The 26,005-nt window shown below is 57.6% G+C and carries 24 protein-coding genes; 12 read left to right on the top strand and 12 right to left on the bottom strand.

Annotated features, from left to right (window positions below; genetic code table 11):
* The first annotated feature begins 65 nt into the window (after positions 1 to 65).
* The 3 genes from H7A77_RS21060 (at position 66) to H7A77_RS21050 (ending at position 2,253) form a co-directional block, all read left to right on the top strand.
* On the top strand, positions 66 to 995 hold the full coding sequence (locus tag H7A77_RS21060; RefSeq protein WP_220457354.1) for a LysR substrate-binding domain-containing protein: 930 nt from the start codon (positions 66 to 68) through the stop codon (positions 993 to 995).
* Positions 996 to 1,016: 21 nt separating this feature from the next.
* The gene (locus H7A77_RS21055) at positions 1,017 to 1,256 is read left to right on the top strand and encodes a DUF1289 domain-containing protein (protein WP_019455980.1); all 240 of its coding nucleotides are present in this window, start codon (positions 1,017 to 1,019) and stop codon (positions 1,254 to 1,256) included.
* A 100-nt stretch (positions 1,257 to 1,356) separates the two neighbouring features.
* Positions 1,357 to 2,253 (top strand): aldo/keto reductase family oxidoreductase, encoded by an 897-nt coding sequence (locus H7A77_RS21050; RefSeq protein WP_033652596.1) that lies wholly within the window; start codon positions 1,357 to 1,359, stop codon positions 2,251 to 2,253.
* Between the two features lie 60 nt (positions 2,254 to 2,313).
* Here H7A77_RS21050 and H7A77_RS21045 read toward each other — a convergent pair whose 3' ends face one another.
* A complete protein-coding gene (locus H7A77_RS21045) occupies positions 2,314 to 4,158 on the bottom strand; it encodes a polyurethanase (protein WP_033652595.1) in 1,845 nt (614 codons plus the stop codon).
* Between the two features lie 241 nt (positions 4,159 to 4,399).
* On the opposite strand from H7A77_RS21045, the gene sodC reads away from it, so the two are divergent.
* Positions 4,400 to 4,921, top strand: coding sequence for a superoxide dismutase family protein (sodC, locus tag H7A77_RS21040; RefSeq protein WP_033642927.1), 522 nt, complete (start codon positions 4,400 to 4,402; stop codon positions 4,919 to 4,921).
* On the opposite strand, the gene H7A77_RS21035 is transcribed toward sodC, so the two are convergent.
* From H7A77_RS21035 to H7A77_RS21025, 3 genes are read right to left on the bottom strand one after another with little or no spacing between them, the layout of a single operon-like run.
* A complete protein-coding gene (locus tag H7A77_RS21035; protein WP_033642928.1) occupies positions 4,922 to 6,952 on the bottom strand; it encodes an FUSC family protein in 2,031 nt (676 codons plus the stop codon).
* Positions 6,953 to 6,955: 3 nt separating this feature from the next.
* Positions 6,956 to 7,819 carry an HlyD family secretion protein gene (locus H7A77_RS21030; protein ID WP_015377735.1) on the bottom strand — a complete coding sequence of 288 codons (864 nt, stop codon included), beginning with the start codon at positions 7,817 to 7,819 and terminating at the stop codon, positions 6,956 to 6,958.
* 3 nt (positions 7,820 to 7,822) lie between these two features.
* Positions 7,823 to 8,059 (bottom strand): DUF1656 domain-containing protein, encoded by a 237-nt coding sequence (locus tag H7A77_RS21025; protein WP_025159708.1) that lies wholly within the window; start codon positions 8,057 to 8,059, stop codon positions 7,823 to 7,825.
* A 180-nt stretch (positions 8,060 to 8,239) separates the two neighbouring features.
* Here H7A77_RS21025 and slyA point away from each other — a divergent pair, with 180 nt between their 5' ends.
* Entirely contained in the window at positions 8,240 to 8,671 is a 432-nt protein-coding gene (gene slyA, locus H7A77_RS21020) for a transcriptional regulator SlyA (protein WP_004931301.1), read from the top strand.
* Between the two features lie 92 nt (positions 8,672 to 8,763).
* On the opposite strand, the gene H7A77_RS21015 is transcribed toward slyA, so the two are convergent.
* Positions 8,764 to 9,228 carry a glycine zipper 2TM domain-containing protein gene (locus tag H7A77_RS21015; protein ID WP_025159710.1) on the bottom strand — a complete coding sequence of 155 codons (465 nt, stop codon included), beginning with the start codon at positions 9,226 to 9,228 and terminating at the stop codon, positions 8,764 to 8,766.
* A 351-nt stretch (positions 9,229 to 9,579) separates the two neighbouring features.
* On the opposite strand from H7A77_RS21015, the gene anmK reads away from it, so the two are divergent.
* From anmK to tyrS, 4 genes are all read left to right on the top strand, one after another.
* On the top strand, positions 9,580 to 10,701 hold the full coding sequence (gene anmK, locus H7A77_RS21010) for an anhydro-N-acetylmuramic acid kinase (protein WP_182074601.1): 1,122 nt from the start codon (positions 9,580 to 9,582) through the stop codon (positions 10,699 to 10,701).
* 45 nt (positions 10,702 to 10,746) lie between these two features.
* Positions 10,747 to 11,049: an MliC family protein gene (locus H7A77_RS21005; protein ID WP_042784380.1), complete on the top strand. Its 303-nt coding sequence runs from the start codon at positions 10,747 to 10,749 to the stop codon at positions 11,047 to 11,049.
* A gap of 88 nt (positions 11,050 to 11,137) precedes the next feature.
* Positions 11,138 to 11,791 (top strand): pyridoxamine 5'-phosphate oxidase, encoded by a 654-nt coding sequence (gene pdxH, locus H7A77_RS21000; protein WP_033642930.1) that lies wholly within the window; start codon positions 11,138 to 11,140, stop codon positions 11,789 to 11,791.
* 139 nt (positions 11,792 to 11,930) lie between these two features.
* Positions 11,931 to 13,205: a tyrosine--tRNA ligase gene (gene tyrS / locus H7A77_RS20995; protein WP_033642931.1), complete on the top strand. Its 1,275-nt coding sequence runs from the start codon at positions 11,931 to 11,933 to the stop codon at positions 13,203 to 13,205.
* 71 nt (positions 13,206 to 13,276) lie between these two features.
* On the opposite strand, the gene H7A77_RS20990 is transcribed toward tyrS, so the two are convergent.
* Both H7A77_RS20990 and H7A77_RS20985 read right to left on the bottom strand, forming a co-directional pair.
* Positions 13,277 to 16,351: a DUF4214 domain-containing protein gene (locus H7A77_RS20990; RefSeq protein WP_182074600.1), complete on the bottom strand. Its 3,075-nt coding sequence runs from the start codon at positions 16,349 to 16,351 to the stop codon at positions 13,277 to 13,279.
* Positions 16,352 to 16,499: 148 nt separating this feature from the next.
* A complete protein-coding gene (locus H7A77_RS20985; protein ID WP_164106357.1) occupies positions 16,500 to 19,622 on the bottom strand; it encodes a hypothetical protein in 3,123 nt (1,040 codons plus the stop codon).
* Positions 19,623 to 19,920: 298 nt separating this feature from the next.
* On the opposite strand from H7A77_RS20985, the gene pdxY reads away from it, so the two are divergent.
* Positions 19,921 to 20,781 (top strand): pyridoxal kinase PdxY, encoded by an 861-nt coding sequence (gene pdxY / locus H7A77_RS20980; RefSeq protein WP_072627682.1) that lies wholly within the window; start codon positions 19,921 to 19,923, stop codon positions 20,779 to 20,781.
* Between the two features lie 39 nt (positions 20,782 to 20,820).
* On the opposite strand, the gene gstA is transcribed toward pdxY, so the two are convergent.
* The 4 genes from gstA to H7A77_RS20960 form a co-directional block, all read right to left on the bottom strand.
* A complete protein-coding gene (gstA, locus tag H7A77_RS20975) occupies positions 20,821 to 21,426 on the bottom strand; it encodes a glutathione transferase GstA (protein WP_164106353.1) in 606 nt (201 codons plus the stop codon).
* A gap of 92 nt (positions 21,427 to 21,518) precedes the next feature.
* Entirely contained in the window at positions 21,519 to 22,403 is an 885-nt protein-coding gene (dapA, locus tag H7A77_RS20970; RefSeq protein WP_042784387.1) for a 4-hydroxy-tetrahydrodipicolinate synthase, read from the bottom strand.
* A gap of 362 nt (positions 22,404 to 22,765) precedes the next feature.
* Positions 22,766 to 23,029, bottom strand: a complete 264-nt coding sequence (locus H7A77_RS20965; RefSeq protein WP_033642935.1) for a DUF3811 domain-containing protein — start codon at positions 23,027 to 23,029, stop codon at positions 22,766 to 22,768.
* Positions 23,030 to 23,124: 95 nt separating this feature from the next.
* On the bottom strand, positions 23,125 to 23,820 hold the full coding sequence (locus tag H7A77_RS20960; protein WP_080376477.1) for an HD domain-containing protein: 696 nt from the start codon (positions 23,818 to 23,820) through the stop codon (positions 23,125 to 23,127).
* Between the two features lie 200 nt (positions 23,821 to 24,020).
* On the opposite strand from H7A77_RS20960, the gene H7A77_RS20955 reads away from it, so the two are divergent.
* Positions 24,021 to 24,413, top strand: coding sequence for a nuclear transport factor 2 family protein (locus tag H7A77_RS20955; protein ID WP_072627681.1), 393 nt, complete (start codon positions 24,021 to 24,023; stop codon positions 24,411 to 24,413).
* On the opposite strand, the gene H7A77_RS20950 is transcribed toward H7A77_RS20955, so the two are convergent.
* On the bottom strand, positions 24,410 to 24,679 hold the full coding sequence (locus tag H7A77_RS20950; RefSeq protein WP_072627680.1) for a hypothetical protein: 270 nt from the start codon (positions 24,677 to 24,679) through the stop codon (positions 24,410 to 24,412). The genes H7A77_RS20955 and H7A77_RS20950 overlap by 4 nt on opposite strands.
* 276 nt (positions 24,680 to 24,955) lie before the next feature.
* On the opposite strand from H7A77_RS20950, the gene H7A77_RS20945 reads away from it, so the two are divergent.
* On the top strand, positions 24,956 to 25,336 hold the full coding sequence (locus H7A77_RS20945; protein ID WP_182074599.1) for a nuclear transport factor 2 family protein: 381 nt from the start codon (positions 24,956 to 24,958) through the stop codon (positions 25,334 to 25,336).
* Positions 25,337 to 26,005: the final 669 nt, after the last annotated feature.

The following is a 26,005-nucleotide window of genomic DNA, read 5'->3' as shown; positions in this document are numbered from 1 at the left end:
TCCTTAACAATAGCCGTGATTAGTGCCATATTCATGCTTTCTTGATTAAGTAAAACTTCATAATCGTGGATAAACTCAATCGAATGGCGGTGTTCGCCACCGTGGTGGCGGAGGGATCGTTGGCCGGTGCGGCGCGGCGGCTGGGCATGACGCCGTCGGCGGTCAGTCAGCATATGCGCTCGCTGGAGAAGGCGCTCGGGGTGCCGCTGTTGCACCGCTCCACCCGCCGTCTGGCGTTGACCGAGGCGGGGGCGGCGTTTTATCCCGGCTGCGAGGCGATGTTGCAACAGGCGCAGCAGGCGGAGCAGCGGCTGGCGGAACTGCGGGACACGCTGGTGGGCGAGCTGCGCATCGCCACTCCGGTCGGCATCGGCGGCCGCTCGTTGGCGGAGGCGCTGGCGCCGCTGTTGCAGGCGCATCCCAAGCTGACGCTGCGGGTGCTGGCGGACGATCGCATCGTCGACATGATAGAACAGCGGGTCGACATTGCGCTGCGCGCTAATCGTCAACTGGCGGACGCCAATATGATTGCTCACCCGCTGACGGCGTGGCCGATGGTGCTGTGCGCGGCGCCGCGTTACCTCAGCCAGCATGGGGTGCCGGAAAAGCCGCAGGATTTGGTGCAGCACCGCTGGATTTCCAGCGGCTACAGTGGGGCCCATCTGGATTTGCTGCATCAATCCGGCCAGCAGGTCAAGCTGCGGCTGGCGGAGGGGCAGATCGTCAGCGAGAGCATGAACGTGATGCGCGCCTTTACCCGCGCCGGTCTGGGCATTTCCGTTCAGCCGCTGTATGAGATTGGCGACGAACTGCAGCGCGGCGAGCTGTTGCTGCTGTTACCGGAGTGGCGGCCGGCGCCGCTCCGGCTGCACGCGCTGACGCTGGAACGCACTATGCCGGAGAAAAGCCGCCAGGCGCTGCGCTATTTGCGCGACTATTTTCTCCGCAATGGCGAAAAGGGACTTGCCAGCGGCGGCGATGACGTCTTCAATTAGCAGGAGAATGCAGGAGGGCCCGTGGCACAGCAGCTTGAATTTTTCGACATCCCCAGCCCGTGTCGCGGCATTTGCCAGGCCGACGATCGCGGTTTCTGCCGTGGCTGCCTGCGCAGCCGCGAGGAGCGGTTCGGCTGGATGAGCATGAGCGACGCGCAAAAGCGCGAAGTGCTGCGTCTGTGTCGCCAACGTTTCCTGCGCCTGCAGCGCGCCAACAAAGCCCCCGACGAGCCGCTGCCGGAACAACCTTCGCTGTTTTGACCCTTTCCTGATCTGCCGCACGTTCATGCGCCTTTGCGCTTCCCTGCGCCTCACCGGCTTGTGTATGCTGGCTGACAACTAATGTCATGAGGTTTTCGCAATGGTAGAACGCATTCGTCTCGCGCCGCAGGGGCCTGAATTTTCCCGCATGATTTGCGGTTACTGGCGGTTGATGGAGTGGGGCATGTCGCCGCAGCAGCTGCTGACGTTTATCGAACAGCATGTCGAACTGGGCGTCACCACCGTCGATCACGCAGATATCTATGGTGGTTATGCCTGCGAGCAGGCATTCGGCGACGCGCTGCGCCTGAAGCCCGCGCTGCGGCAGTCGCTGGAGCTGGTGAGCAAGTGCGGCATCGCCACCACCGCCAAGCCCGGCAACCCGATCGGCCACTACATCACCGACCGCGATCATATCGTACAGAGCGCGGAACACTCGCTGCGCCATCTGCATACCGACTATCTCGACCTGTTGCTGATCCACCGCCCGGATCCGTTGATGGACGCTGACGACGTGGCCGAAGCCTTTGTTGCGCTGCACAAAAGCGGCAAGGTGCGCCATTTCGGCGTCTCTAACTTTACGCCCGCGCAGTTCCAACTGCTGCAGTCGCGTCTGCCGTTCTCGCTGGTCACCAATCAGGTGGAAATCTCGCCGATTCACCAACCGGCGATCCTGGACGGCACGCTCGACCAGTGCCAGCAGCTGCGCATCAAACCGATGGCCTGGTCCTGCCTGGGTGGCGGCCGCTTGTTCAACGACGCCGAGTTCCAGCCGCTGCGCGACGAGCTGCAGCGGGTGGCGCAAGAGATCGGCGCCGAGACCATTGAACAGGTGGTTTACGCCTGGGTGATGCGCCTGCCGTCTTCGCCGCTGCCGATTATCGGCTCCGGCAAGATCGAGCGGGTGCGTTCGGCATTGAAGGCGCAGAAACTGGCGCTGAACCGCCAGCAGTGGTTCCGCATTCGCAAGGCGGCGTTGGGGTATGACGTGCCCTGAGACGGGGTAGAAAGAGGAAAGCCGGGCGGCGAAAGCGCCCGGCTTTTTTTACGTCGGTCTTTAGGCCAACACCACCTGATCGGGGTTGAAATGATCGAGCGAGACGCCGATCAGCGTGACCTGGCTGTGGCCGAAGGCCAGCACCAGATCGTCGTTTTGCTGCGTGGCATAGTCGCGGATATTCCCGCTGGCGCCCTCGGTGCCGATAAATACCAGTTTGTCGGTGGCGTTGAAGCCATACAGCTGGTCGCGGCCGAAATCGCCGCTGAACAGGAAGGTATTGCCGTTGCCGACCCCCTTCAGGATGTCATCGCCGCTGCCGCCGACGAAGGTCAGGTTGCCGCCGGCATGGCCGATCAGCGTATCGTTGCCGGCATTGCCGAACAGCCAGGCGTCGTGGCTGCGAGCCTGCAGGACGTCATCGCCGTCGCCGCCGGTAGTGGCGGCCGCATAGGCTTTGAGGCCCGAATCCGATTTCAATCCGGCGGCGGTCACCTGATGATCCACCTCTTTGCTGAAAATCAGCCAGGAGGTTTCTTTGCTGCGCAGGGTGCTGATGTCGTCCGCCAGCGTAATGCCGCCTTTGGCGTCGCGCAGGTAAAGCGTATTGCCGTCGTAGGCGACCTCGGTGTTTTTCAACGCCTGCTGGGTATCGAAGATATTGTGGCCTTTGCCGCCGGCGATCAGGTTATAGCCGCCGGCGTCGCGGAAGATATCGTCACCGTCGCGGCCCTCGAGATAGTCGTTGCCTTTGCCGCCCTTGATCAAATCATTGCCGTCGCTGCCGATGATAAACGTCGGCCCGCTGTGCGTTTCCGCGTTGCGGTTCAGATCTTCCACCCAGGTACTGCCGCGCGTGACGTTCGACAAGTTGGAGACGATAATGGTCGAGTCTTTGTCGGTCAGCGAATAAAACTCGGAGTTCAGCACCCGCATCAGGCCATCCTGATAGAAGAACGGCAGGTGGGATAGCCATGTCGGAATGTTGAGAATGGAGAACGGCAACAGATTCCAGGCGTCCGACGCGTAGTGGTCGTTGAAGTTGACGATATTGTTGGTGGCGGAGGTATGCGGCGCATCGTGAACGCCCAATGACGGCAGGGTCAGCGAGGTGCCGTCGAGCGCGCGAAACACCGGATCGTTCTCATAGCCGATGTTGATCACCTTGCCGCCGGCTTCGTACTGGGTCGGCGAGGCGAAGGCGACATAGTTGGACTGCGCGTAGAAGCCGCCCCAGTTGGCGTCGCTCTGCGCCGCCATGCTGTTGACCGCCAGCCCGCCGAGGCTGTGGCCGCTGATCACCACGTCTTCGCCGCTCAGCCCGTGGGCCTGCGCGAATTTCGCCACGTCCCCCAGCAAATTGCCGAAGGCCTTCAGCGTATAGCCGTCGGCATAGCCTTTCGGCCCGAACCCGGCCAACAGATCGTTAATCACATCGCCGATGGTATCGCCGATCAGCGACTCGCGCGGGCCGCTGGTACCGCGAAATGAGATGCCAATGGCGGTGAGATTGCCTTCGCTGTCATATTTGCCCAGCACCTCGGCCTGAGCGGTGGTGTAACCGGCGGTTTCACCGTAGTAGGTGCCGCGCGCATCGGTTTTGCCGGCGTAACCCAACTGCGCGGCGTCGATCACTGACCAGCCGGCATTGTTCACCGCGTCCTGCGCGGCCTGTTCGGAGTCGGGGTTCCAGGGAAGACCGGGCAGGCCGCCCTGCGACTGGGTGCTGCCGATGAGCGCCGTGATCAGCGTCAGCGGCAGACCGAGGCCGAAACCGGTCTGGTGATAGCCTTCATCGAAGCCGTTATCGATATTGTGGTAAGCGTAGGTAGAGATGGCCAAGGCGTCGGAAAACAGCGCCTTTGACGCGTTTTCGTCCAGGTCCTTATAGCTAAAGATGCCCATATCAGTTCCTTATGAAGTATGCCGCCTGGCCGGGAAGTGAACTCTCGCGCGTCGGCGGTGGAAACAGGGAAACAACGTTAGCCGAACGACAGCTGGTCAGAGGACCAACATCGGTAGAATTATTATTGGTGCTAAATATTAGGCCCGCGAATCAAATTGGCGAGATTGTGCGTTGGTTAACAGTGCTGGCGCTGGCTCTCCTATACTGATAACTCGATAGAGTCATTAAGGAGACTGATTGATGAAACGTTATTGGTATGCGGCGCTTGGCCTGATGGCCTGCGGGGCCGCTCAGGCGGCGACGGTCGACGTTGAGATGAACCTGGTGACCGGGCAGGGCATCGGTCAGGATATCGGCAAAGTGGCCATCAGCGAAACGCCTTACGGCTTACTGTTCACGCCGAGCCTGAAAGCCTTGCCGGCCGGGGTGCACGGTTTCCATGTGCATGAGAAAGGCAGCTGCGAGCCGGGCATGAAGGACGGTAAGGCGGTGGCGGCGCTGGCGGCCGGCGGGCATTTTGATCCGCAAAAAACCGGGAAACACCTCGGGCCGTATGCCGACGGGCATCTGGGCGATTTGCCGGCCATCTATGTGACCGCCGACGGCATGGCGAACGACCCGGTGTTGGCGCCGCGGCTGAAAAAAATCAGTGAAATTGAGGGCAAGGCGCTGATGGTGCACGCCGGCGGCGATAATCACTCGGATCATCCGCTGCCGCTCGGCGGCGGCGGTGAGCGCTTCGCCTGCGGCGTGATCAAGTGATCATCCGCCGCTGACGGCCGCAGTGGCGGCGGGCTGGCCAATGGCCTGTTGCAGTTGCTGCAGCGAGCAGTAGAGCCGCCAAATCAGGCCGGCCAGATCGCGCGCCGCCTGTTCCGGGTGGTGCGCCAGGGCGTTGCTCATGCGCAGCAGTTCTTGCAGCGTGGCGTCCAGCGAACTGTGCTGTACGCCTTTCTCCGTCATGATGCCGCGCAGGCAGTGGATACAGACGTTGCGCACCGCCGACAGCGGATCTGAGCGGGTTTGCCAGTCGCGCAGCTGCCAGACGATATGGCTGCAGTTGAGCAGCACCACGCCCCAGCGCAGCAACCAGGTGCGCGCCTCCTGATCCTGACTTTGATTGAGCTGGCTGATGCGATGGTAGATCAGCGATTCAAACTGGCTTTCGCTCTGCTGCGGCTTTTTGCTCAACTGATCGATAAAGTCGCGGCGCAGCGCGCGGATAATACGGCGGCTCTTTCGCTTGTCCGAGCTGGGGCGCAGGATCTGAAACGCCAGCCCGGCCAGCAGCACACCGACAATTTTACCGATGTTGTCATTGATAAAGGACTGGTAGTCATAGCTCGGCGGATTGCTGACGGTCAGAAATGAGCCCATAAAGACGATCAACTGCCCCCAAAGCGCGGCATAAGGCGGATTCTGCAGCTTGAGCATCTGCATGGTCACCAGGATCGGGAACAGGAAGGCGCAGAACACCCAGAAATCGTCAATCTGGATCATCAAACCGAATTTCACCACGAAGCAGGCGACCGAGAGCAGCAGCACCGCCTTGAGCAAGGTGCTGACGCTGTTGATCGGCGAAGGCGTGGAGGAGTAGAGCACGCAGCTGATGGCGGTGAGCGTCAGCGCCGCGCTGCCGGCGTCCCACTGCGTGTTGATCCAGTAGGCGCAGCCGATCACGATGCATAAAAAGGTGCGCAGGCCGTTATAGGCGGCTTCGTAGCTGTCGGTATGGCGCGCCAGCGAGGTGACGCGCGGCGGCTGGAGATCGCTGACCGCCGTGGCGCTTTCCAATCGCTGCAGCCAGCGGTTGCAGCGCAGATAAAGCCAGCAGAAATCACGCAAACGCAGCCAGAAGGCGCGATGGCGGTAGTCCGCTGCATCTTGCGGGGCGATCTGCTGGAGCAGGCGCGCCAAGCGATATTTATCGGTGGCGGGATCGCGCAATTCATCCAGCAGTTGCGTCAGCACCGGCATCAGATTGGCGGGGCGATCCGGCCAGTTCAGCAGCATGCGGCGCAGGCTGGAAATGACGCTGGTAATGCGCAGCTGCTGGTGCAGCAGATAGTTGAGCAGGTTATTTTGCCGCCGCAGGCGGTAGTGGCTCCAAAACGCCTGAATGCGCAGCAGGTTCATGGTCAGGATCTGGCCGATAACCCCTTCGTGCGAGGTGCGCATCTGCGCGGTGACCTCCGGCTGCCATAGCATGGCGGCGTGCTCCAGCAGCCGCTGCTGCATGCGCCGCAGCGAAGTCAGCAAGGCTTCGCCGTCGGAGGTGCTGGGCAGGATCATCATCATCAGCCCGCCGCACAGAATGCCGGTGATCACTTCGCAAACCCGCGCCTGGGCGATATCGAAGATCTGCTGGGTATCGGTGACGTTGACCGTACCGAAGGCGATGATGGCGGCGGTATAGCCCGCCAGCGCGAACGCGTAGGAAACGTTGTTTTGATAATGGTTGGAGATATAGGTGCATAGCCCGATCCAGGCGGCGATGAACAGCGTGAACAGCCAGGGATCGTTCAGGCAGTGGCCGGCGATCGCCACCGAGGCGGCGGCGCCCACCAGGCTGCCGAAGATGCGGCCGATGCTTTTGCTGATCACGCCGCCGATGGTGGGGAAGCTGACCACCGCGGCGGAGGTGAGCGCCCAATAAGGTTCGTCGAGCTCGAGCACGAACGCCACCCACAGCGCCAGACACATCGCCAGCGAGTTGCGCAGCGCATAGCGCCATTGGCCGCCGGTCGCTTTACCCCAGGGGGTACGGCTCCACTCCAGAAAGGGCAGGTTCACACTTTAGTTCCGCTGATGAATCGAAATGGTGCAGGTGGTGCCGGCAACCAGCGTCAAATCGGCGGGCACGTTGAGCAATTTTATCCGCACCGGCACGCGCTGAGCCAAACGCACCCAGGGAACATTGGGCTTAACATCCATTAATAGATCGTTGTTGCTGTCAACGCTCTGATCGTAAATGGCGCGGCCGATACTCTCTACTTCCCCCTGCAGCGGGGTGTTGCCGTTATATAAGACAATATCGGCTTTATTGCCTTCTTTTATATGTTTCAGCTTGGTTTCTTCGAAATAACCGAGTACATAAAACGAATGGACATCCACCAGTGCGACCAAAGGCGTGCCGGCGTTGGCGTAGTTCCCGACCCGCGCCTGCAGATTGGTGATATAACCGTCGGTCGGCGCGTAAATTTTAGTTTTGCTCAAATTCCATTTGGCCTGTTCCAGGTTGGCCAGGGCGGCTTTATAGGCGGCCTTCATTGCCTGAGCGGCTAAATTGGACTCATCCAAATCTTCAGCGGAAATAACGTTGCGCGGCAACCCGCGGCGTCGGGCGGCTTCATGGTCCGCCTTGGCCAGATCCGATTGCGCTTTTGCCACCGCGGCCTCGGCATTGTCCAGCGCGATCTGATAAGGCACCGGGTCGAGGGTAAAAATCAGACTTCCCGCAGGTACGAATTGATTGTCATTCGCACTTATTTTCTCTAATCTTCCAGAAACCTCAGGGGTGATATTGACGAGTTCTGCGCGCACTTTTCCGTCACGGGTCCATGGGGATTGCATATAATAATTCCAGAGCCACCAACCGGCGCAGACGGCAATGGCGCAGACGATCACCGTAGAAAAGTATTTTAATGTTTTATGCTGCATGGGTTACCAACTCGCTAAAATCCATAAGGAACCGCTGACGGTCAGGACGAAAATGGACAGGTCCATCAACATGGGGTGCCAGATTTCACCGGAATACATCCAGTCCCTGAGCAGCTGATGAATCAGCAACCATAAGACCAGCCCTAGCAAAAAAGCTTTAAATATGGGTGGAAAATAAAGCGATGCCCCCAGGACCAAATCGGGTAAGGGCGATGAGGCGTGTAACCATGATGTATTCACATTAACAATCCCTACGGGTGAATATGTTGAATATTTGCATAACGATTAAACAATAGCGGCTAAAAATAGTGGTTATTTCCACAATATACATTATATACATTTGTGTTTTTAATGTGAGTTACCCAAAATAGTCTAAGCTCTGGGAGGTAATGTTAGCATGCTAATTATAAGGAGGGGTAAGTGGAGTCAACATTAGGTTCAGATTTAGCACGATTGGTTCGTGTTTGGCGAGCGCTCATCGATCATCGGCTCAAGCCGTTGGAGCTGACCCAAACGCATTGGGTTACGTTGCACAATATCAATCGCTTGCCGCCGGAGCAGTCGCAAATCCAGCTGGCCAAGGCGATCGGTATCGAGCAACCGTCACTGGTTCGCACGCTGGACCAACTGGAGGAGAAGGGGCTTATCACGCGTCACACCTGTGCCAACGATCGCCGCGCGAAGCGCATCAAGCTGACCGAAGCGGCCGATCCGATCATCAGGGAAGTCGACAGTGTGATCACATCTACGCGCAGTGAGATTTTAAGCGGCATTACCGCCGACGAAGTGCATCTGTTGGTAGGGCTGATTGGCAAGTTAGAACAAAATATCACCGAACTGCAGAACAAATAATAATATTCTTATTTTCTACGATTACAGTTTCACAGCATCAGAAATAAAACCGGAGGCGATTGCCTCCGGTTTGCCGTGTGCCGCCTGCTGACTTACAGCGGAGAGACGGTGATGGTGTCGCCCATGCGCGCCATGCGCACGCGCTGACCCGGGCTGAACTTGGTGTCGCCTGCTTTCTGCACCACGACGATGTTCTCTTTCTGGTCGGTTTTGATTTCCAGCTCGTAGCCTGAGGTACGACCGGCCACTTCACCGATGCTGTTGCCCGCCGCGCCGCCGGCGATAGCGCCCGCCGCGGTAGCCAGCGTACGGCCGGTGCCGCCGCCAACGGTGTTGCCCAACAGCCCACCAATTACCGCGCCGCCGATCATCCCCAAGGCGTTGGAGCCTTCGCCGCCCTGAATTTTAACCGGACGCACGGAAACCAGCGTCCCGTAAGTGACGTTCTGCACCTGTTTGGCCTGCGAGGACGAGTAGACATCGCCGGACATGGATTCATTGGCACACCCAGCCAACGTAACGGCGGCGACGGCAACGACGAGAAGACGCTTGATCATATAAAACTCCTGATGGTAGTAGTCCATAACCTGGCAATGCTCACCAGGCAAGATTCAGTGAAAATGATAGACAAAGTATGGCTGAAAGTTGATACAGCGCCATGCCTCATCGCTGCACGCAGCTTAACTTTTCTCTGTTCAACCAATAATAAACCGCGGTTTACCTTTATGACAGCCTCACCGACATTCCGTTGCCGGTTAACGCACGGTTTAACACATAAAATGTGCCACAGCGGCGCACCTGGCTCACGGCGCGTAAAAAAAGCATCATAATTCATGGCGTTAATTCGTCAATTCTGGTTTATTTGTCAGGATAAAATTTGCTTACCGTGCGGGTTAGAGGATGTTGCTATGAAGTCAGGCCGCTATATAGGCGTCATGTCCGGCACCAGTCTGGACGGAATCGATGTGGTATTGGCCGCGATTGACGATCGCATGGTGGCGCAGCAGGCCAGCTATAGCCATCCGATGCCGATCGCGCTGAAAAAAGAGATCCTGGGGATGTGCCAGGGGCAGCAAACCACGCTGGCCGCCGTCGGCCGGTTGGACGCTCAGCTGGGCACGCTGTTTGGCGAGGCGGTGCTCGGCCTGCTGAAGCAAACCGGCATCGACGCGGATCATATCACCGCCATCGGCTGCCACGGCCAGACGGTATGGCACGAACCGGAAGGCGACGCGCGTTTCTCCATGCAGCTCGGCGACAATAACCGCATCGCCGCACTGACCAATATCACCACCGTCGGCGATTTCCGCCGGCGCGACATGGCTTACGGCGGGCAGGGCGCGCCGCTGGTGCCGGCGTTTCATCAGGCGCTGCTGGGGCATCCCGTCGAGCGACGTATGGTGCTGAACATCGGCGGCATCGCCAACCTCTCTCTGCTGTTGCCCGGTGCGCCGGTGCGCGGTTTCGACACCGGGCCGGGCAACATGCTGATGGACGCCTGGATCTGGCGCCACTGCGCACAACCTTACGATCAGGACGGCGGCTGGGCCATGCAGGGGCGCGTCTGTTTGCCGCTGTTGCAGCAGATGCTGGCGGACCCTTACTTCGCGCTGCCTGCGCCGAAAAGCACCGGCCGCGAGTATTTCAACATCGCCTGGCTGGAGCGTCAGCTGGCCGGATTACCGGCGTTTGCGCCGGTCGACGTGCAGGCCACGCTGACGGAGCTGACCGCCGTCAGCATCAGCGAACAGGTGCAGCTGGCCGGCGGGTGTGAGCGCCTGCTGGTCTGCGGCGGCGGGGCGCGCAACACGCTGCTGATGGCGCGCCTGTCGGCGCTGCTGTCGGGCACCGAGGTCGGCCTGACCGACGATTGCGGCGTCAGCGGTGACGACATGGAGGCGCTGGCCTTCGCCTGGCTGGCGTTTCGCACGCTGTCCGGCCAGGCCGGCAACGTGCCTTCGGTGACCGGCGCCAGCCGTGAAACGGTGCTGGGTGGGATTTATCCGGTTTTGCCATTCGGGGGGCGCTAGCTCTGTTAGGATAGCCTGTGAAGGATTTTTCTAAGGAGCAACAGCATGAAAAAAGTCATTTTCATCGCCGGCGCGCTGGCGCTGTCCGGCTGCAGCTATATCCTGCCGCAGAGCAGCCAGACGATGCACTACCAGTGCGGCACCACGCCGTTGACGGTGGCGCTCGACGGCAAGGCGAGCGAAGTCAGCCTGCTGATGGATGGCGAACAGCTGCATCTCAAGCAGGTGTTGGCGTTGACCGGCGCCAAATACAGCGACGGCAAATACACTTTTTGGTCGAAAGACCGCAATGCCTATCTTGAGCGCAACGGCAAGGTAGTCATGAGCGACTGCGTGTTGACGGAGTGACGGTCAGCGGCGGCGTCGGAGCGATTGAGTTCCTGGCGCCGCAGGCGCAGAATGTAACGACGGATTTTTCAGTTGGTCGATAACCCAGATGATTGAAAAGAATGAGTTTGATGTTGCGGACCTGCGCCGTGAATATACCCGAGGCGGCCTGCGCCGCAACGATCTGACCGCCAATCCGCTCGAGCTGTTCGAGCGTTGGCTGAAACAGGCCTGCGACGCGCGCCTGGCCGATCCGACCGCCATGTGCGTCGCCACCGTCGACGAACGCGGCCAGCCGTATCAGCGCATCGTGCTGCTCAAGCATTTCGATGAGCAGGGGTTGGTGTTCTACACCAACCTCGGCAGCCGCAAGGCGCAGCAGCTGGCGCAAAACCCGCATATCAGCCTGCTGTTCCCCTGGCACATGCTCGATCGTCAGGTGATTTTCCTTGGTCAGGCTGAGCGCCTGTCGACCCTCGAAGTGCTGAAGTATTTCCATAGCCGGCCGAAGGACAGCCAAATTGGCGCCTGGGTGTCGCAGCAGTCGTCACGCATTTCCGCGCGCGGCGTGCTGGAAAGCAAATTCCTCGAGTTGAAGCAAAAGTTCCAGCAGGGCGAGGTGCCGTTGCCGAGTTTCTGGGGCGGATTCCGCGTGAAATTCGACTCCGTCGAGTTCTGGCAGGGCGGCGCCCACCGCCTGCATGACCGTTTCCTGTATCAGCGGGACGGGAATGACTGGAAAATTGACCGACTGGCACCTTGAAGACGTAAAATCCCCCTCTAAGCGCTGGTGCTGACGCCGCCGGCGCTTTATTCTATGCGTTACCCTGAATTTTTATTTCGCCACTGGGCGAAAGGCCGTGTACCGGCAAAGGTGCATTCGTTTATACATGGAGTCATTGATGGCAAGCAGCAACTTGATTAAACAACTGCAAGAGCGGGGCCTCGTTGCCCAGGTTACGGATGAGGAAGCGTTAGCGGAGCGACTGGCGCAAGGGCCAATTGCACTGTATTGCGGTTTCGATCCGACCGCTGACAGCTTGCATTTGGGCCATCTGGTTCCTCTGTTGTGCCTGAAGCGCTTCCAGCTGGCCGGCCACAAACCGGTAGCGCTGGTGGGCGGCGCCACCGGCCTGATCGGCGATCCGAGCTTCAAAGCGGCGGAGCGCAAGCTGAACACCACCGATACGGTGAACGAGTGGGTGGAGAAGATCCGCAAACAGGTTTCCCCGTTCCTCGATTTCGACTGCGGCAGCAACAGCGCTATCGCGGCCAACAACTACGACTGGTTCGGCGGCATGAACGTGCTGACCTTCCTGCGTGATATCGGCAAGCACTTCTCCGTCAACCAGATGATCAACAAGGAAGCGGTCAAGCAGCGCCTGAATCGCGACGACTCCGGCATCTCCTTCACCGAGTTCTCCTACAACCTGCTGCAGGGCTTCGATTTCTCCGAGCTGTACAACCGCCACCAGGTGGAGCTGCAGATCGGCGGTTCCGATCAGTGGGGCAACATCACCTCGGGTATCGATCTGACGCGTCGTCAGCATCAGAAGCAGGTGTTCGGCCTGACCGTGCCATTGATCACCAAGGCAGACGGCACCAAGTTCGGTAAAACCGAAGGCGGCGCGGTCTGGCTGGCGCCGGAAAAAACCAGCCCGTACAAGTTCTACCAGTTCTGGATCAACACCGCCGATGCCGACGTTTACCGCTTCCTGAAGTTCTTCACCTTCATGAGCCTGGAAGAGATCAACGCGCTGGAAGAAGAAGACAAGAACAGCGGCAAGGCGCCGCGCGCCCAATACGTGCTGGCGGAAGAAGTGACCGGCATGGTGCACGGTGCGGAAGGCCTGGCGGCCGCCAAGCGCATCACCCAGAGCCTGTTCTCCGGCGCGCTGCATGACATGACCGAAGCGGACTTCGCCCAGCTGGCGCAGGACGGCATGCCGACCATCAAACTTGAGCGCGACGCCGATCTGCAGCAGGCGCTGGTGAATGCCGAACTGGTGCCGTCACGTGGCCAGGCGCGCACCATGATCGGTTCCAACGCGGTGACCATCAACGGCGAGAAACAGTCGGATGCCGAATACCGCTTCAGCGATGCGGACCGTCTGTTTGGCCGTTACACGCTGCTGCGCCGCGGCAAGAAACACTACTGCCTGGTGGACTGGCAGTAAGCGTCAGGCTACATGACATGAAAAGCCCGGGGTTCTCCCCGGGCTTTTTTTTCGCATGGCGCGGATGAAGATTAGGCAAACGCCTCCGACGGCGAATTTTCGGCCGCAAGACCGTTCACGGTGACGGCCGGCGCATGGTAGTGCAGAGAGACGGCGGCCAGATAGGGATCCTGATTGCCGATCGAGAACACCACATCATCGGCGTCAAACGTCTGGTTATGATTTTTATCCACGATGACATAGACCGAGTTATCCAGTTTCAGCAAACCGACTTCCGCCAACTGGTGGGTGCTGGCGCCGTTGGTCATTTTCGCCAGAACCTGCGAGAACAGCGCCTGGGCGTTGTTGGCGCCCGTCAGACCGCTAAACGCCGCCTGCAGTTCGGTGGCGCTGGTCGCGCTGCCATACAGCGTGGCGGTTTTATCGCCGGCCTTGGAGAAGACCCATTGGCTGGCGGCATCACCGACATTGATCACGCTATTCTGATAGCCGACGTTCAAGGTGACCATGTCATCTATTTTACTGTCGCTGAAGGAGAGTGTCCGTGCCGAGTCCACCGTGGTATTACCTTTTACCTGTGCTTTCAACACCGTCAGGCCGGTATCGTCAATGGTCAGTTGATGCCCGTTCAATTCGTTGATGACAGTGCTGAAATCGTCTTTGTTGGCCAAGGAGTTCAATGTGTTGTAGAAGCTGCCGCCACCGGTGCCGCCTTTCTCCGCCACTAACTGCAGCTTCATATCCGAATAAAAGCGGCGATCGATGTAGTCGTTTCCGCGAATGGTTTGCAGATTATCGCTGAAATCCGCCGCGACGGTGAGGTTGAGCACCAGTGCTTGATCGCCGGCATACATCGCACCGGTCAGTAGCAGGTCGGAAATTGAGTTATCCCCGCCGCTGAGCGTCATGGTGCGGTTTTGCACCATTTCTGCGTTGCTGCCCATATAGACTTCCAGCGTTTGTTTATGGTCAGAGGTAAAGCTGAACGTGCCCATATCCAAATCGAAGAACTTGCCGCTGTCTTTGGTGAATTCCAACGTAAAGCGGGTATCGCTTTGCCGGGTATCATGAATATGAATATGGCTGTTGCTTGTCAGACCGCCGGCCAGTTTGAACGAGTCATTGCTGACGTTAAGCAGTGTCAGGTCGCCGGAATAAGCCGAAATAATCCCACCGGCGTGGCCGGTATAACCGTTGCCGTTGCTCAGGGGCAATTCGGCTTGGGTGAGGGAGGATACGTTGGCGTAAGCCGCGTTGTGGATGCCGGCATTTTGGCTGAAAAGACCAAAGTCGAAGACCTTGCTGCCTTCGCTGGCAACCCATTTTCCGTCGAGATAAATGTCGCCGGTTCCTTTGTAGTGAGTCAGATCGATATAGTCAAAATATCTGAATTGGTTGACGTTGCTGACGATACTGCCGTCGAGATTACCGAGCTGATTTGTGGTCAGATAAACTGATTTGGTAATGAAGTTAGCTGACAGCATTGTGATAGTGGACGAACTCGCGGATTTAGCCTCTGCCAAAAAATGGCTGCCGATATGGTTGGCGCCGCCGTTGACGCCATTGCCGGCCCAGAGCAAGTTTTTCGCCATCAGGCTGGTATGGGCATTGTTCAGGCTGCTGCTTCCTTCAACCACGACGTTTAAAAAGCTGATGGGTAAAGCGGCATCCGCATTGGCGATATTGGCATCGTTGAGGCGCAGAGAAACGAATTTATTGCCCAGCGAAGAGAGCACCATGGTGTTCGTAGCATAGAGACCGGACAGCACGATGGAATTAACATTCTTCAAGGCTGTCACATCAAGGTTCGTGGGCGTATTGACGTTGAGGTTGATCTGACTCAACGTGACTATCTCGGCATTGGTGACCTCATGATCCCCTCTGCCATTAATGCTGGCCACCAGTTTACCGCTATCTGACAGGCTGAACGTTCCGTTGAAGTCCCGTTGATAGCCCAATGCATCGCCCAATTTTATATCGAAGTTTTTCAGCAGACTGGCCTGGGGCGGGTAGGGGTGATTATCCAGTGGGAATTTGCCTTCGCGGAAGGCATCGATAATCAGCGAGGAAGCCTTGATATTGTCGTTGCCGGCCTTCAGCAGGATAGCCTGCGCTGAAGCGCTGTCGAGTGGCTGGCCATAGAGTTTGAGGTAAATCTTTTGATAATCTCCGGCGTTGCGGAATTGGTAGGCGCTTGACAACATTTTAAGCAGATCGCTGTGAGAGGTGCCGCTGGCCAACAAACGGCTAAAGGTATCGAGCGCAGTGGCGTCAGCGGCGGTTCCGGCAACCGTCAGGTACAGCGCCATCACCGCTTCGGTATAAACGGGCGGCGGTAATTCACCTGGTCCATAGACATGAGTTGCCGCCGTGAAGTTTTGCTTGGCGGTGGTGGCGGCGGCGTCATTTCTGATGTCATCCATCATGCGCACTATGACATCACCGCGTGTTTCACTGTGATCGTTCAATCCCGTCACGTATTTTTGCAGGTCACTCTCACTGGCGCTTTTACCAAACCCCGTCGAAAATATTTTCCTGACAAAATCGTCGTTGCTGAGTGAATGGATATAGCTTTTCGTGGCGATGAATGCATTGGCGATGTCGACGGTGTTTTTCTTGCCGCTAACCAGCAGGTCGCTCCAGTATTGGACGGCGGCGGAATGGGTCATGCTACCGAGCAGATAATAGAGACCTTGTACATCTGCTGCTGCAGAGAGCTGTGACGGTTGCACCAGCTCTGAAGGATACAGCGTGGTGTTGACGATCGTCTGCAAATGCTGTTGTTGAGCTTGCAGTCCGGCATCGTTGCCCGTGTAGTTTATGACGTTGGCGATCAACTCAGTCGTCAGGTTGCCGAGAGATTTTCCCGCGTTGACCTGCGTGGTGAGCGCGTTCAGCGTCAAGGCATCCGGCTGTGCGCCGGTGGTATTCTGATAGATGTATTGTATTTTTTGGCTGGTGGTCAGGCCATCGTAGCGATGTTGCCCGTCTTGCGAACGAATAAACATATTGGCTAATTCACTTTGCGTGTAATCGCCTTTCTCCAGTTTTTTGGCGAAATAATTCAACGCGTCATCATCGGCTTTTTTGCCCAATGTGGCATAGAACAGCTTGGCTACACCTTGTTGCAAGGTCAGTAGGCTCATGATATTTCCCTGTGTGTTGTTAAAATAAGTGCGAGGCATCGACAAGTACAGCCCAAAACAGCCTGATTGCAATGCGAGTGAACCTAAGGAAATTCTGTATTTGTTGAAAGTGCGGCCACCCACGACGCGAGGCGGCCGCTAATGACCATCAGGCCATGGCTAATTCCGTTGCGGGTGCGGCGGTGTTGCCGGCAAGCGTGATGACTGGCGCCTGATAATGAAGATGGGTCGTGATATCGTGGATGTCTTTATTGCCTAGCGAGAAAATAATATCCTGAGAATCAAGTTTTTGGTTGTTATTATTGTCAATAATAATATAAGCATTATTACCTAGCTTAACCACACCGACGCTTTGCAATAGGGCTTCACCGTTGCCATGCGTTATTTTCGTCAGGGCCTGGTTAAATATGTCCTGCGCGGAATCGATGGGGCTGACAGCCAGTGAGTCAAACAACGCGTTGACCTGTTCCGTTTGGCTCAGTTCACCGTAAATGACGATCTCGCCTGATGACTTGGCGTTGAAGACCCAAGAACGATGCGGGTCGCCGACGGTGAGGGTATCCGTAGGGGTGAGGGTATTGATGGTGACCATGTCATCGATTGTGCTGTGCTCAAAGTTGATTTTGCTGTCGTGTGCATACTCATTGGCCATGGTCAATGGGTTCAACGTGGTGTTGCCTTTTAGCGTTAATGTCTGGCTGTTGGTATAGTCGATAGTGAGTTGTTCACCGGCTAATGCCTCAATGACGCTGTCGAAGGCGCTGTGATGCGTCAACGAGGTGAGTAGCTTATAGAACTCACCGCCGCCACTACCGCCTTTTTCCATCCTCAGGTCCGCTTCGACACGTGGGATGATTTCATGGCCGGGATTGAATGTCGGTTCAATAACAATACTTTTGAGGCTATTGCCAAAGTCTGCTTTTACCGTCACCTGCAATTTGCTTATGCCGCCTATGCGTATTGTTTCAATCGCGTTTGCGCCTGCCAGAGTGACTGCAGCGAATTTTGAACCGTTGGCATATAATCGAAGTTCTTCCGCTGGTTGCCGACCAAGGAAATGGCTGGTGAAGCTCAATGTCCCGGCTTCCAGGTGCTCGATGGCACGGTTGCCGATACTGACGCCCCAGGGCCCGAAGGGGTCTTCTGTTGGTGCGGCGACCGGCGCCAACTCCAGATGAAGTTTGCTTTGCGCTCCGGCGTTGCCGTTTATGGCGAGAAAGGGCAGCGTGTTGAAGACCGGCAGGTTGATAACATGCACATTATCGGCGAAACCTGAAAGTGTTAATCCCTGGTTGCCCGTCCAGTAATACCCGTCACCGCTTTTCTGGGCATGGGGAGCCTGTTGTAAATAGGCTACAGTTGGGATGCTGTCGTTATAAATACTGGCTGTTTGATTGATTACGCCATAATCGAAAATGTTTGCGCCTTCTGTCGCGATCCATTTCCCATCAAGATAAATATTTCCTGTGCCGCGATAACCCGCAAGATCGATCTGAGGAAAGAATTGAAACTGGTTAATGTTCGTTTTGATTACGCCTTCGGTGTCGCCACTTGCCGTCGAGGTCAGATAAATATCCTTCAAGATCAGGTTGGCGGAAATGACGCCATCCGCATCAAAAGCGTTCTGTGCGGTGAACGTCGTGCTGACCCTGTTGGCACCGTGGTTAACGCCATTGCCATTCCAGAGCAGGCTGGCGCCCCCTGCGCCAAAAAGAAGATCCATTTTGGCATTGGCGAGATCGAATTTATCGGAAATCATTACCGCATCACGTTCGGTACCAAATGCAATCTTTTCTGTCATCTTGAAGTAAGGGTTCTCGTCCAGATTGAGCCGCAAAGAGAATCCCTTATTTTTTAATGAGTTGAGTGCAATGGCGTCAGTGGGCATATTCCCCTGCAAGGTCACTTCCTGCAATTTGATTGAATGGCTGAAATCAACGTCAACCGAGGCATTCACATTCAGAAAGACGTGCGTCAGAACGGCCAACTCCGCCGGGCTTAACGGATGTTGACTGCCGGTGTTCACCGAACCGCTCAATACGCCGTCGGTGGAGAGCGATAATTCGGCGAAGGGTTTGTAATTCAGCGAGTTGGCGATGCTAAATTGATAGGCGGCGACATCTGCCGGATGAGGTTCACGCGCGCCGTCGAGTGGGGAAATCCCCTGGCGGAATGACTCGATGACCAACACGCTGGCTTGATATTTATCATTGCCGGCCTTCAGCAACAAGGCCTGTGAGAGCGCCGGGCTCAAATTTTCGTGATACAGCGAAGCGTAGATTTTCTCGTAGCTTTCCGCTTCCTGGAATTGGCGGGCGTTGGCCAGCATTTTCAACAGCTCGACGGAAGACGTCCCGCTGGCGAGCAAACGGCTAAAGGTGTCAAGTGCGGTCGCGTCGGCGGAAACGCCGGCCACCGTCAGGTAAAAGGACATCACGGTTTCGCCATAGAGCAAATCGGGGCGCTCGCCAGGTGCATAGACATGGGTGGCAGCCAGAAAATGACTTTTGGCCGTTTCATGCTGAGTGTCTGCTCGAATATCCGTTATCACACGCATGATGACTTCGCCACGGGTTTCGCTGCCGACGTTCAAGCCCGCGACATATTTTTGCACCTCGTCGGCGCTGGCCTGGTTGCCGAACGCTTTAAAAAATATTCTCTTCACGAAGTCTTCATGGCTAAGCGACGTGATATAGGGTTTGATGGTGGTGAAATAGGTCGCTATCTGTGCGGCAGTTTGGTGGCCGCCGGCGAGGACGCTGCCCCAGTAATTTACCGCTGTGGCATCAATCATGCTGCCGAGTACATAATAGATGCCCTGAATGTCCGCCGCCGCCGGGGCATGTTCTGCTGCCAGCACAAAGGCGGGATAGAGAGTGGTCGCTATGGTGTTCTCAATGTGTTGCTGTTGTGCCAGGGTTGTTTTATCCGGCCCGGAATAACCGCTGAGCTGGGTGATGAGTTCTTGCGTCAACTGGCCGAGCGATTTGCCGTCATCGACCTGTTTTACCCACTGCGCCACAGTGTCTGGGCCGGGGGAAATGCCGCTGGCGTTGTGATAGAGAGACTTCACCTTGTCGGCGGTGTTCAGGTTATCATAGAGATGTCGGCCATCCGCAGAACGAATGAAGAGATCCGCCAGTTCGCTTTGATTATAAGTCCCTTTTTCAAGTTGTTTAGCGAAATAGATCAGGGCGTTATCGTCGGCTTTTTTGCCCAGCGTGGCGTAGAATAGAATGGCAACGTCTTGCTGTAGTTTTAATAAACTCATGGCATTCTCCATGGCGTCGTGAAAAAACAACATTGGCAAGTAAGTAAAGTCTATCGTCGTCGAAATGCAATTCAGCGGCCGTGGGAAGATCCCGGATTTTCAGGTCGCAGAGGCCTTGCATGGCGGTTCTCGGCTTTTTTTGAATCGGACTTTTCGCTACAATACGCCGCCGTCGAAAGCATAAAAATTCCTCTCATTTCTTGTTTTTAACAGCGCCGGCATGACGTTTTCGCGTTATGCACCCATTTTCATTTCGCCGCGGGCTGATGCACACGGCATGGCGAGGTCAGTTGTTCCGATGAAAAACATTCTTTCTATCCAGTCGCACGTGGTGTTTGGTCACGCCGGCAACAGTGCGGCGGAGTTTCCGATGCGCCGCATGGGCGTCAACGTCTGGCCGCTGAACACGGTGCAGTTCTCCAACCATACGCAATACGGTCAGTGGACCGGCTGCGTCATGCCGGCCAGCCACCTGAGCGATATCGCGCAGGGCATCGCCAATATCGATCAACTGAAGCGCTGTGATGCGGTGCTGAGCGGTTATATCGGTTCGCCGGAGCAGGGCGACCATATTCTGGCGATCGTGCGTCAGGTTAAGCAGGCGAATCCGAATGCCTGGTATTTCTGCGATCCGGTGATGGGACATCCGGAAAAGGGCTGCATCGTGGCGCCGGGGGTGGCCGAGTTTCACTGCCGTCAGGCGTTGCCGTGCAGCGACATGGTGGCGCCGAACCTGCTGGAGCTGGAAATGCTGAGCCAGATGGCCGTCGCCAACGTGGACGACGCGGTGCAGGCCGCTCGATCGCTGATCGCCAAGGGGCCGCGATTGGTGCTGGTCAAGCACCTGGCCCGTGCCGGCTATCACACCGACTGTTTCGAAATGCTGCTGGTGACGGCGGACGAAGCCTGGCACATCAGCCGGCCGCTGGTGGACTTCGGGGCGCGTCAGCCGGTCGGCGTCGGCGATTTGACCAGTGGTCTGCTGCTGGTGGATCTGCTGAAGGGCGAGGCGCTGGATAAAGCGCTGGAGCACGTGACCGCCGCCGTGTATGAGGTGATGCTGACCACGCAGGCGATGGGCGAGTATGAATTGCAGGTGGTGGCGGCACAGGATCGGATCGTGCAGCCGCGCAGCGAGTTCAGTGCGGTAAAACTGTAAGCGGCATCGGGCCCCGGCGAGAGCCGCCGGGGCTGAACCTTACTTCAATCCTTCGGCGTTCAGCGCCGCATCTACCGCCGGGCGCGCCGCAACGCGATCGAACCAGGCCGCCAGATGGGCGTGCTTGCGCACATCGAACTGCAGGGAGAATGCCCAGCGCAGCACGGTGAACAGGTAGGCGTCGGCCACGCTGAAACGGCTTCCCAACAGGAAGTGCTGCTTCGCCAGTACCGAATCCAGATAGCTGAACTGCTGCTCCAGCCTGGCGCGCGCGATGGTTTTATATTCCTCGGGCGTCTTCGGGTTGAACAGCGGGCTGAACCCTTTGTGCAGCTCGGTGGCGATGTAGTTCAGCCATTCGATCGCGTGGTAGCGCGACAGGGTGCCCGCCGCCGGGATCAGGTTGCGGTCCGGCACGCGGTCCGCCAGGTATTGCACGATCGCCACGCCTTCAGTCAGCAGGCTGCCGTCATCCAGCAGCAGCGCCGGTACCTGTCCCTTGGGGTTGATGGCGAGGTAATCGGCGCCGCTCTCGGTTTTCTTCTGCGCCAGATCGACCTTCTCCGCCGTAAAATCCAGCCCTGCCTCACGCAGCACGATATGCGGGGACAGCGAACAGGCGCCGGCTTTATAGAACAGTTTCATCGGAAGCTCCTTGTTGATGACGAATGACGGGCATGCTTAACCTCTCATCGTAGTCCCATAGCGCCAAAATTACAGCGGCTTAGCTAACAAATTTAACCGACGATCGCCTCGGCGGGCTGCAGCTGCGCCAGCGTCGCGGCGATCTGCTGCTGCAGCGCCTGCGGCGCCACCTGCATCGGCGAGCGCAGTTCGTTGGCGATCAGCCCCTGTTGGGCCAGCACGGTCTTGACCGGCGCCGGATTCGGGAAGCTGAACATCTGGTGGATCATCGGCAACAGCTCATAGAAGTTGCTGCGCGCCGCGGCCAGATCGCCGGCGGCGACTTGCTGCACCAGCTGGACGAAACGTTCCGGGTGAACATGCGCGGCGGCGGAGATGGCGCCGGTGCCGCCGAGGCACAGCGTGGTGAGGATCAGATTGTCTTCCCCGGTCATCACATCGATTTCGCCGTCGGCGATCAGCGCCATGGTGGCGTCAGGGTTGCCGCCGCAATCCTTGATGGCGGTGATGCGCGGGTGACGTGCGAGCCGGCGCAGCGTGGCCAGCTCCATGGCGATGCCGGTGCGCTGCGGAATGTTGTACAGGATCACCGGCACGGTGGAGGCGTCGGCCAACTGGGTGAAATAGTCTATCAGGCCGCATTGCGAAGGGCGGATGTAGTAAGGCGCCGGGATCAGCACGCCGGCGATGTCGCGCAGCTGAATGGCCTGCTGCATCTGCAACGTGGCGGCCATGTTATTGCCGGAAAGGCCCATCACCACCTGATGGGCGGGCGCCACCTCCAGCACGGCGTCGAGCACCGCCAGCTGTTCTTCCTTGCTTAGCGCGGCGGCTTCACCGGTAGAGCCGCAGACCACCAGGCCGTCGATGCCGGCGTCGAGCAGGTGCCGCGCCAGGCGTTTAACCGCCGGCAGATCGACGGCATCTTGATTGAAAGGGGTAACCATCGCCACCCAAATACCCGAAAATGAGGCCATAAAATATTCCTTCTGTGTGACCGACAGAGAAGCCAGATGAGAAAATTGAAGGCGGGGCGTTGCAGGCCATCCAGTCAGCTCATCTGACGGGACAGCTCGCCCCGGTCAAATGAGCGTCTGTTTCTTCGATGTAACCGCCGCCAAACCGCCAACGGGCAACGCCGGGAGAATCGGTGTATTAACGTTGCGCGGATAGGCCATGGCAGTCTCGTGAAAAGAGGATGTGGAGGTGATAATGAATATTCTTCATCAGGCTGTCAATTTACAACAGATTGATAACATTGTTATTCATGATGGGTGAGGGCAGATGAGTTTGGCTAATAAACGACAATCCCCGCGGCGGCGGGGATTGTTTGGCTGATTCAGCGCGGCGGGCGGGTACCGATGGTGGCGGACCAGCTGAAGGTGTCGCCGCTTGGTCGGTAGCGGTTGGCCTTGCGTTCCGCGCGCTCTGCCTTGGCCAGCTTCGCTCTGGCGGCCATGATGCGCGCCACCACTTCATCTTTGACCTTGTGCTGTTCGGCGTTGGTCAGCGGCCGGCCGTGGCTTTTACGCGCTTTGTCCAGCTCGGTTTTGACTTCCCGTTGCTCGCTTTCCGTCATCTCTTTCAACGTCAACTTTTTCATCTTTGCCGCCCGTTCGGTGAAGTTGGCTTTCAGTTTAACGGCGTTATGTGACCGAAAATGTTATGGGCATAACGAAAATGCCCCGTAAGCCCAGGTTACACCTCTTCCAGCAGATCGTCGACAAAGCGCCGCATGCGTTCGGTGCGCTGCTCGGCCATCTGTCGCCCGGCGGCGGTCTGGAAGCCGTCTTGCAGCTTGAAGAGCTTGGTTTCGAAGTGATCCAGGCTGAAACGCTTGTCATCGTATTGACGATGTTCGGCCCGCGGATCCGCAGCGTCATACAGCGCGCTGCGCATGCGGCCGCCGATATAGAAGCAGCGGGCTACGCCAATCAGGCCAATGGCGTCGAGACGATCGGCGTCCTGCAGGATCTTCGCTTCCAGCGTTTGCGGAGGGATGCCGGCGGAAAAACTGTGTGCTTCGATAGCGTGGGCCACCGCCGCGATGTCCGCCGGCGACCATTCGAGCCGGGTCAGCGTCAGCGTGGCTTGCTGCGCCGCCATGCGCGAAGCCAGGTGACGCTGCGGCGAATTCTTTTCCACCGCCACGGCGTCATGTAGCAGCACCGCCGCGCAGAGAATGCGCCGGTCGCCGCCTTCCAGCTTGCTGATGCGCCGGCAGTTCTTCCAGACTCGGTGCAGGTGCGCCACATCGTGCGAGCCATCGTCCGATTCTAGGGTGAGCGGCAGCAGCGTTTGCGCCAGCGTCTGGTAGGGGGAAAAAGGCTGTAACAGCTCTTGCGTCAGCGAGGGTAAAGACACGTTCAGCTCCTGTTGGGGGAAATCGGGCAATCAGCATAGCCGCGTCGGAGGTCGAGAGAATGACAGAAGACGACTATTGTTTACTAAAGTGCAACCTACTATTGTCACAACTGCGGTTTTTGCAGCGAAACAAGCAACCTAGAATAGCCGCATTCCGCCGTCTCCGCCTGGTGAGAGCCTGTGTCCGCGGAGATGGTCGGAATATCCTTATCAGCCATGGGAGAAGAGACATGCCAACCCCTCTTGAGATAGTGCGCGCGACTTACGAAGGCAGTTCCGAAGAAAACGGCCGTAATCTGCTGGCGGCGCTGGCCCCCGATGCCGAGTGGACCGAAGCCGCCGGTTTCCCTTACGCCGGTACTTATATCGGCCCGGAGAATATCATCAAGAACGTGCATCAGCGTTTGGGCAGCGAATGGCAAGGTTACCGCGCCGATGTCGATCACTTTTACGACGCCGGCGACAACGTGATTGCTCAGGGTTTTTATCACGGCACTTACCGGGCCACCGGCAAATCCTTCAGCGCCTCTTTTGCGCATATTTATACGGTGCGCGCCGGCAAGATCGTGAAGTTCGTGCAGATTGTCGACAGCGCTAAAGTGCTGGAAGCGATGCAGCCTTAATTGCCGCTGTGCTTGCCGAATTTGCGATCAAACTCGCGCCGGTAACCCCGAGCCTTGTTGCGATCGCGGATCCACAAATAGCCGCACACCAGCGCAACCGCTCCCGAGAAGGTGACGTTGCGCATATCCCGGTCATACCAAAACACCAACAGCGCATCCAGCGCAGCAATCAGCGCGATCCATTTGTACATATGGGATTGGCGCCGCGTGGCGGCGTTGAGTCGTTTTAACTGTCTGGCTTCGTCCAACACCGGTTTTTGCTGCATAGCGTTTCGTTATCATCAGGCTGTTCACGCTAAATTAGCAGAATCCTCCCAATTGCCGCAAAGATTAACGCACGCCGTCAGGCGGTTTTCAGCGTTCCCCGGAGTACGCTGAAAATTTATGCGCAGACGCTGGTATTGTTTATCGGGTGTGATAGGTTATTTATTCGCTATTTATGGGTTTTTATTCAATCGTCGCTGTGTCATCAAGCCGTAGCACTGGGCGGTTAACGTGATGGGTTCGACGCATGCGGCGGTTAACTTCGGCAGGAGAACATGATGAACGATAAGGCGGCACGCCCGCAGGATGTGGTTCAACAACAGCTTGACGCCTATAACGCCCGCGATATCGAGGCCTTTATGGCCTGTTGGGCGGATGACGCGCAGTATTACGAACACCCCGACACGCTGCTGGCCAGCGGCAAGGCGGCGATCCGCGAACGGCATCTGGCGCGCTTTCGCGAGCCGAGCCTGTACGGCGAACGAATAAAACGCATGGCGGTGGGGAATATGGTGGTCGATCAGGAGGTGGTGACGCGCAACTTCCCGCAGGGGCGCGGCAAAATGGATGTCATCGCCATTTACGAAGTGGAACAGGGGCGGATCGCCAAAGCCTGGTTCAAGATCGGCCCCTGCGTGCCGGACGAAGGCGCGCTCTAGCCGCAATGCCACTCACTTAAGCCTGAGTGGCATTTTTCTATCCAGCCTCCGGGCGTTCTGTGCAGGGGAATTGCCGCCAATGTTCCGCATTTCTTTGTGGCCAACATGAACGGCAATTGGAGGGGCCGAAGGCGCGGCCCCTCCACCCGCGCCCTTGCTTAACACCGTCTGTCCGCTTTGCGGATGCCCTCGCCGCGTCTGCATTGTCGGGCGGGTCGGCTGCGACAAACGTCCCTGTTAGTCTCGCCTCAACCGGCCTTCCCTGGCCGGTTGCCCCTGACAATGCCGTCTTGCTCGGCAGCCGGTGATGCGCGCCTAAGGTCAACACCCGAGCTGGCAGCTACCGGGCAACCTGTCCCTTATGAGGTTATGACAGAGAAGAGAAATCGGAGATGAGCACGGTATTGGACGCCCTTGAAGACGCCGAACGCAGGCATAGCGCATTAGGCGAAACCGCCATGGACGGCGGTTTCAGGTGAGACAGGCAGGGACGCCTGTCGCAACCGGCCTCAATGCGGTATGGCGGAGGGAGGACAAATCTGCCTGGAGCAGATTTGAACGCTGCTTGCAGCGGCCCCGAAGGGGCGAGGCCCAGGGATGGGCTGAGTAACGTTGGCAAAGCCAACCGTCTGATAGGGCAAAGGCGCGGGTTGCCAGGGGCCGCGCCTT

Source organism: Serratia sp. ME47 (assembly GCF_903970925.1).
GTDB classification, from domain to species: domain Bacteria; phylum Pseudomonadota; class Gammaproteobacteria; order Enterobacterales; family Enterobacteriaceae; genus Serratia; species Serratia ureilytica.
The sequence above is the reverse complement of the archived record's forward strand: the minus strand, read 5'-3'. Positions and strand labels throughout refer to the sequence as shown.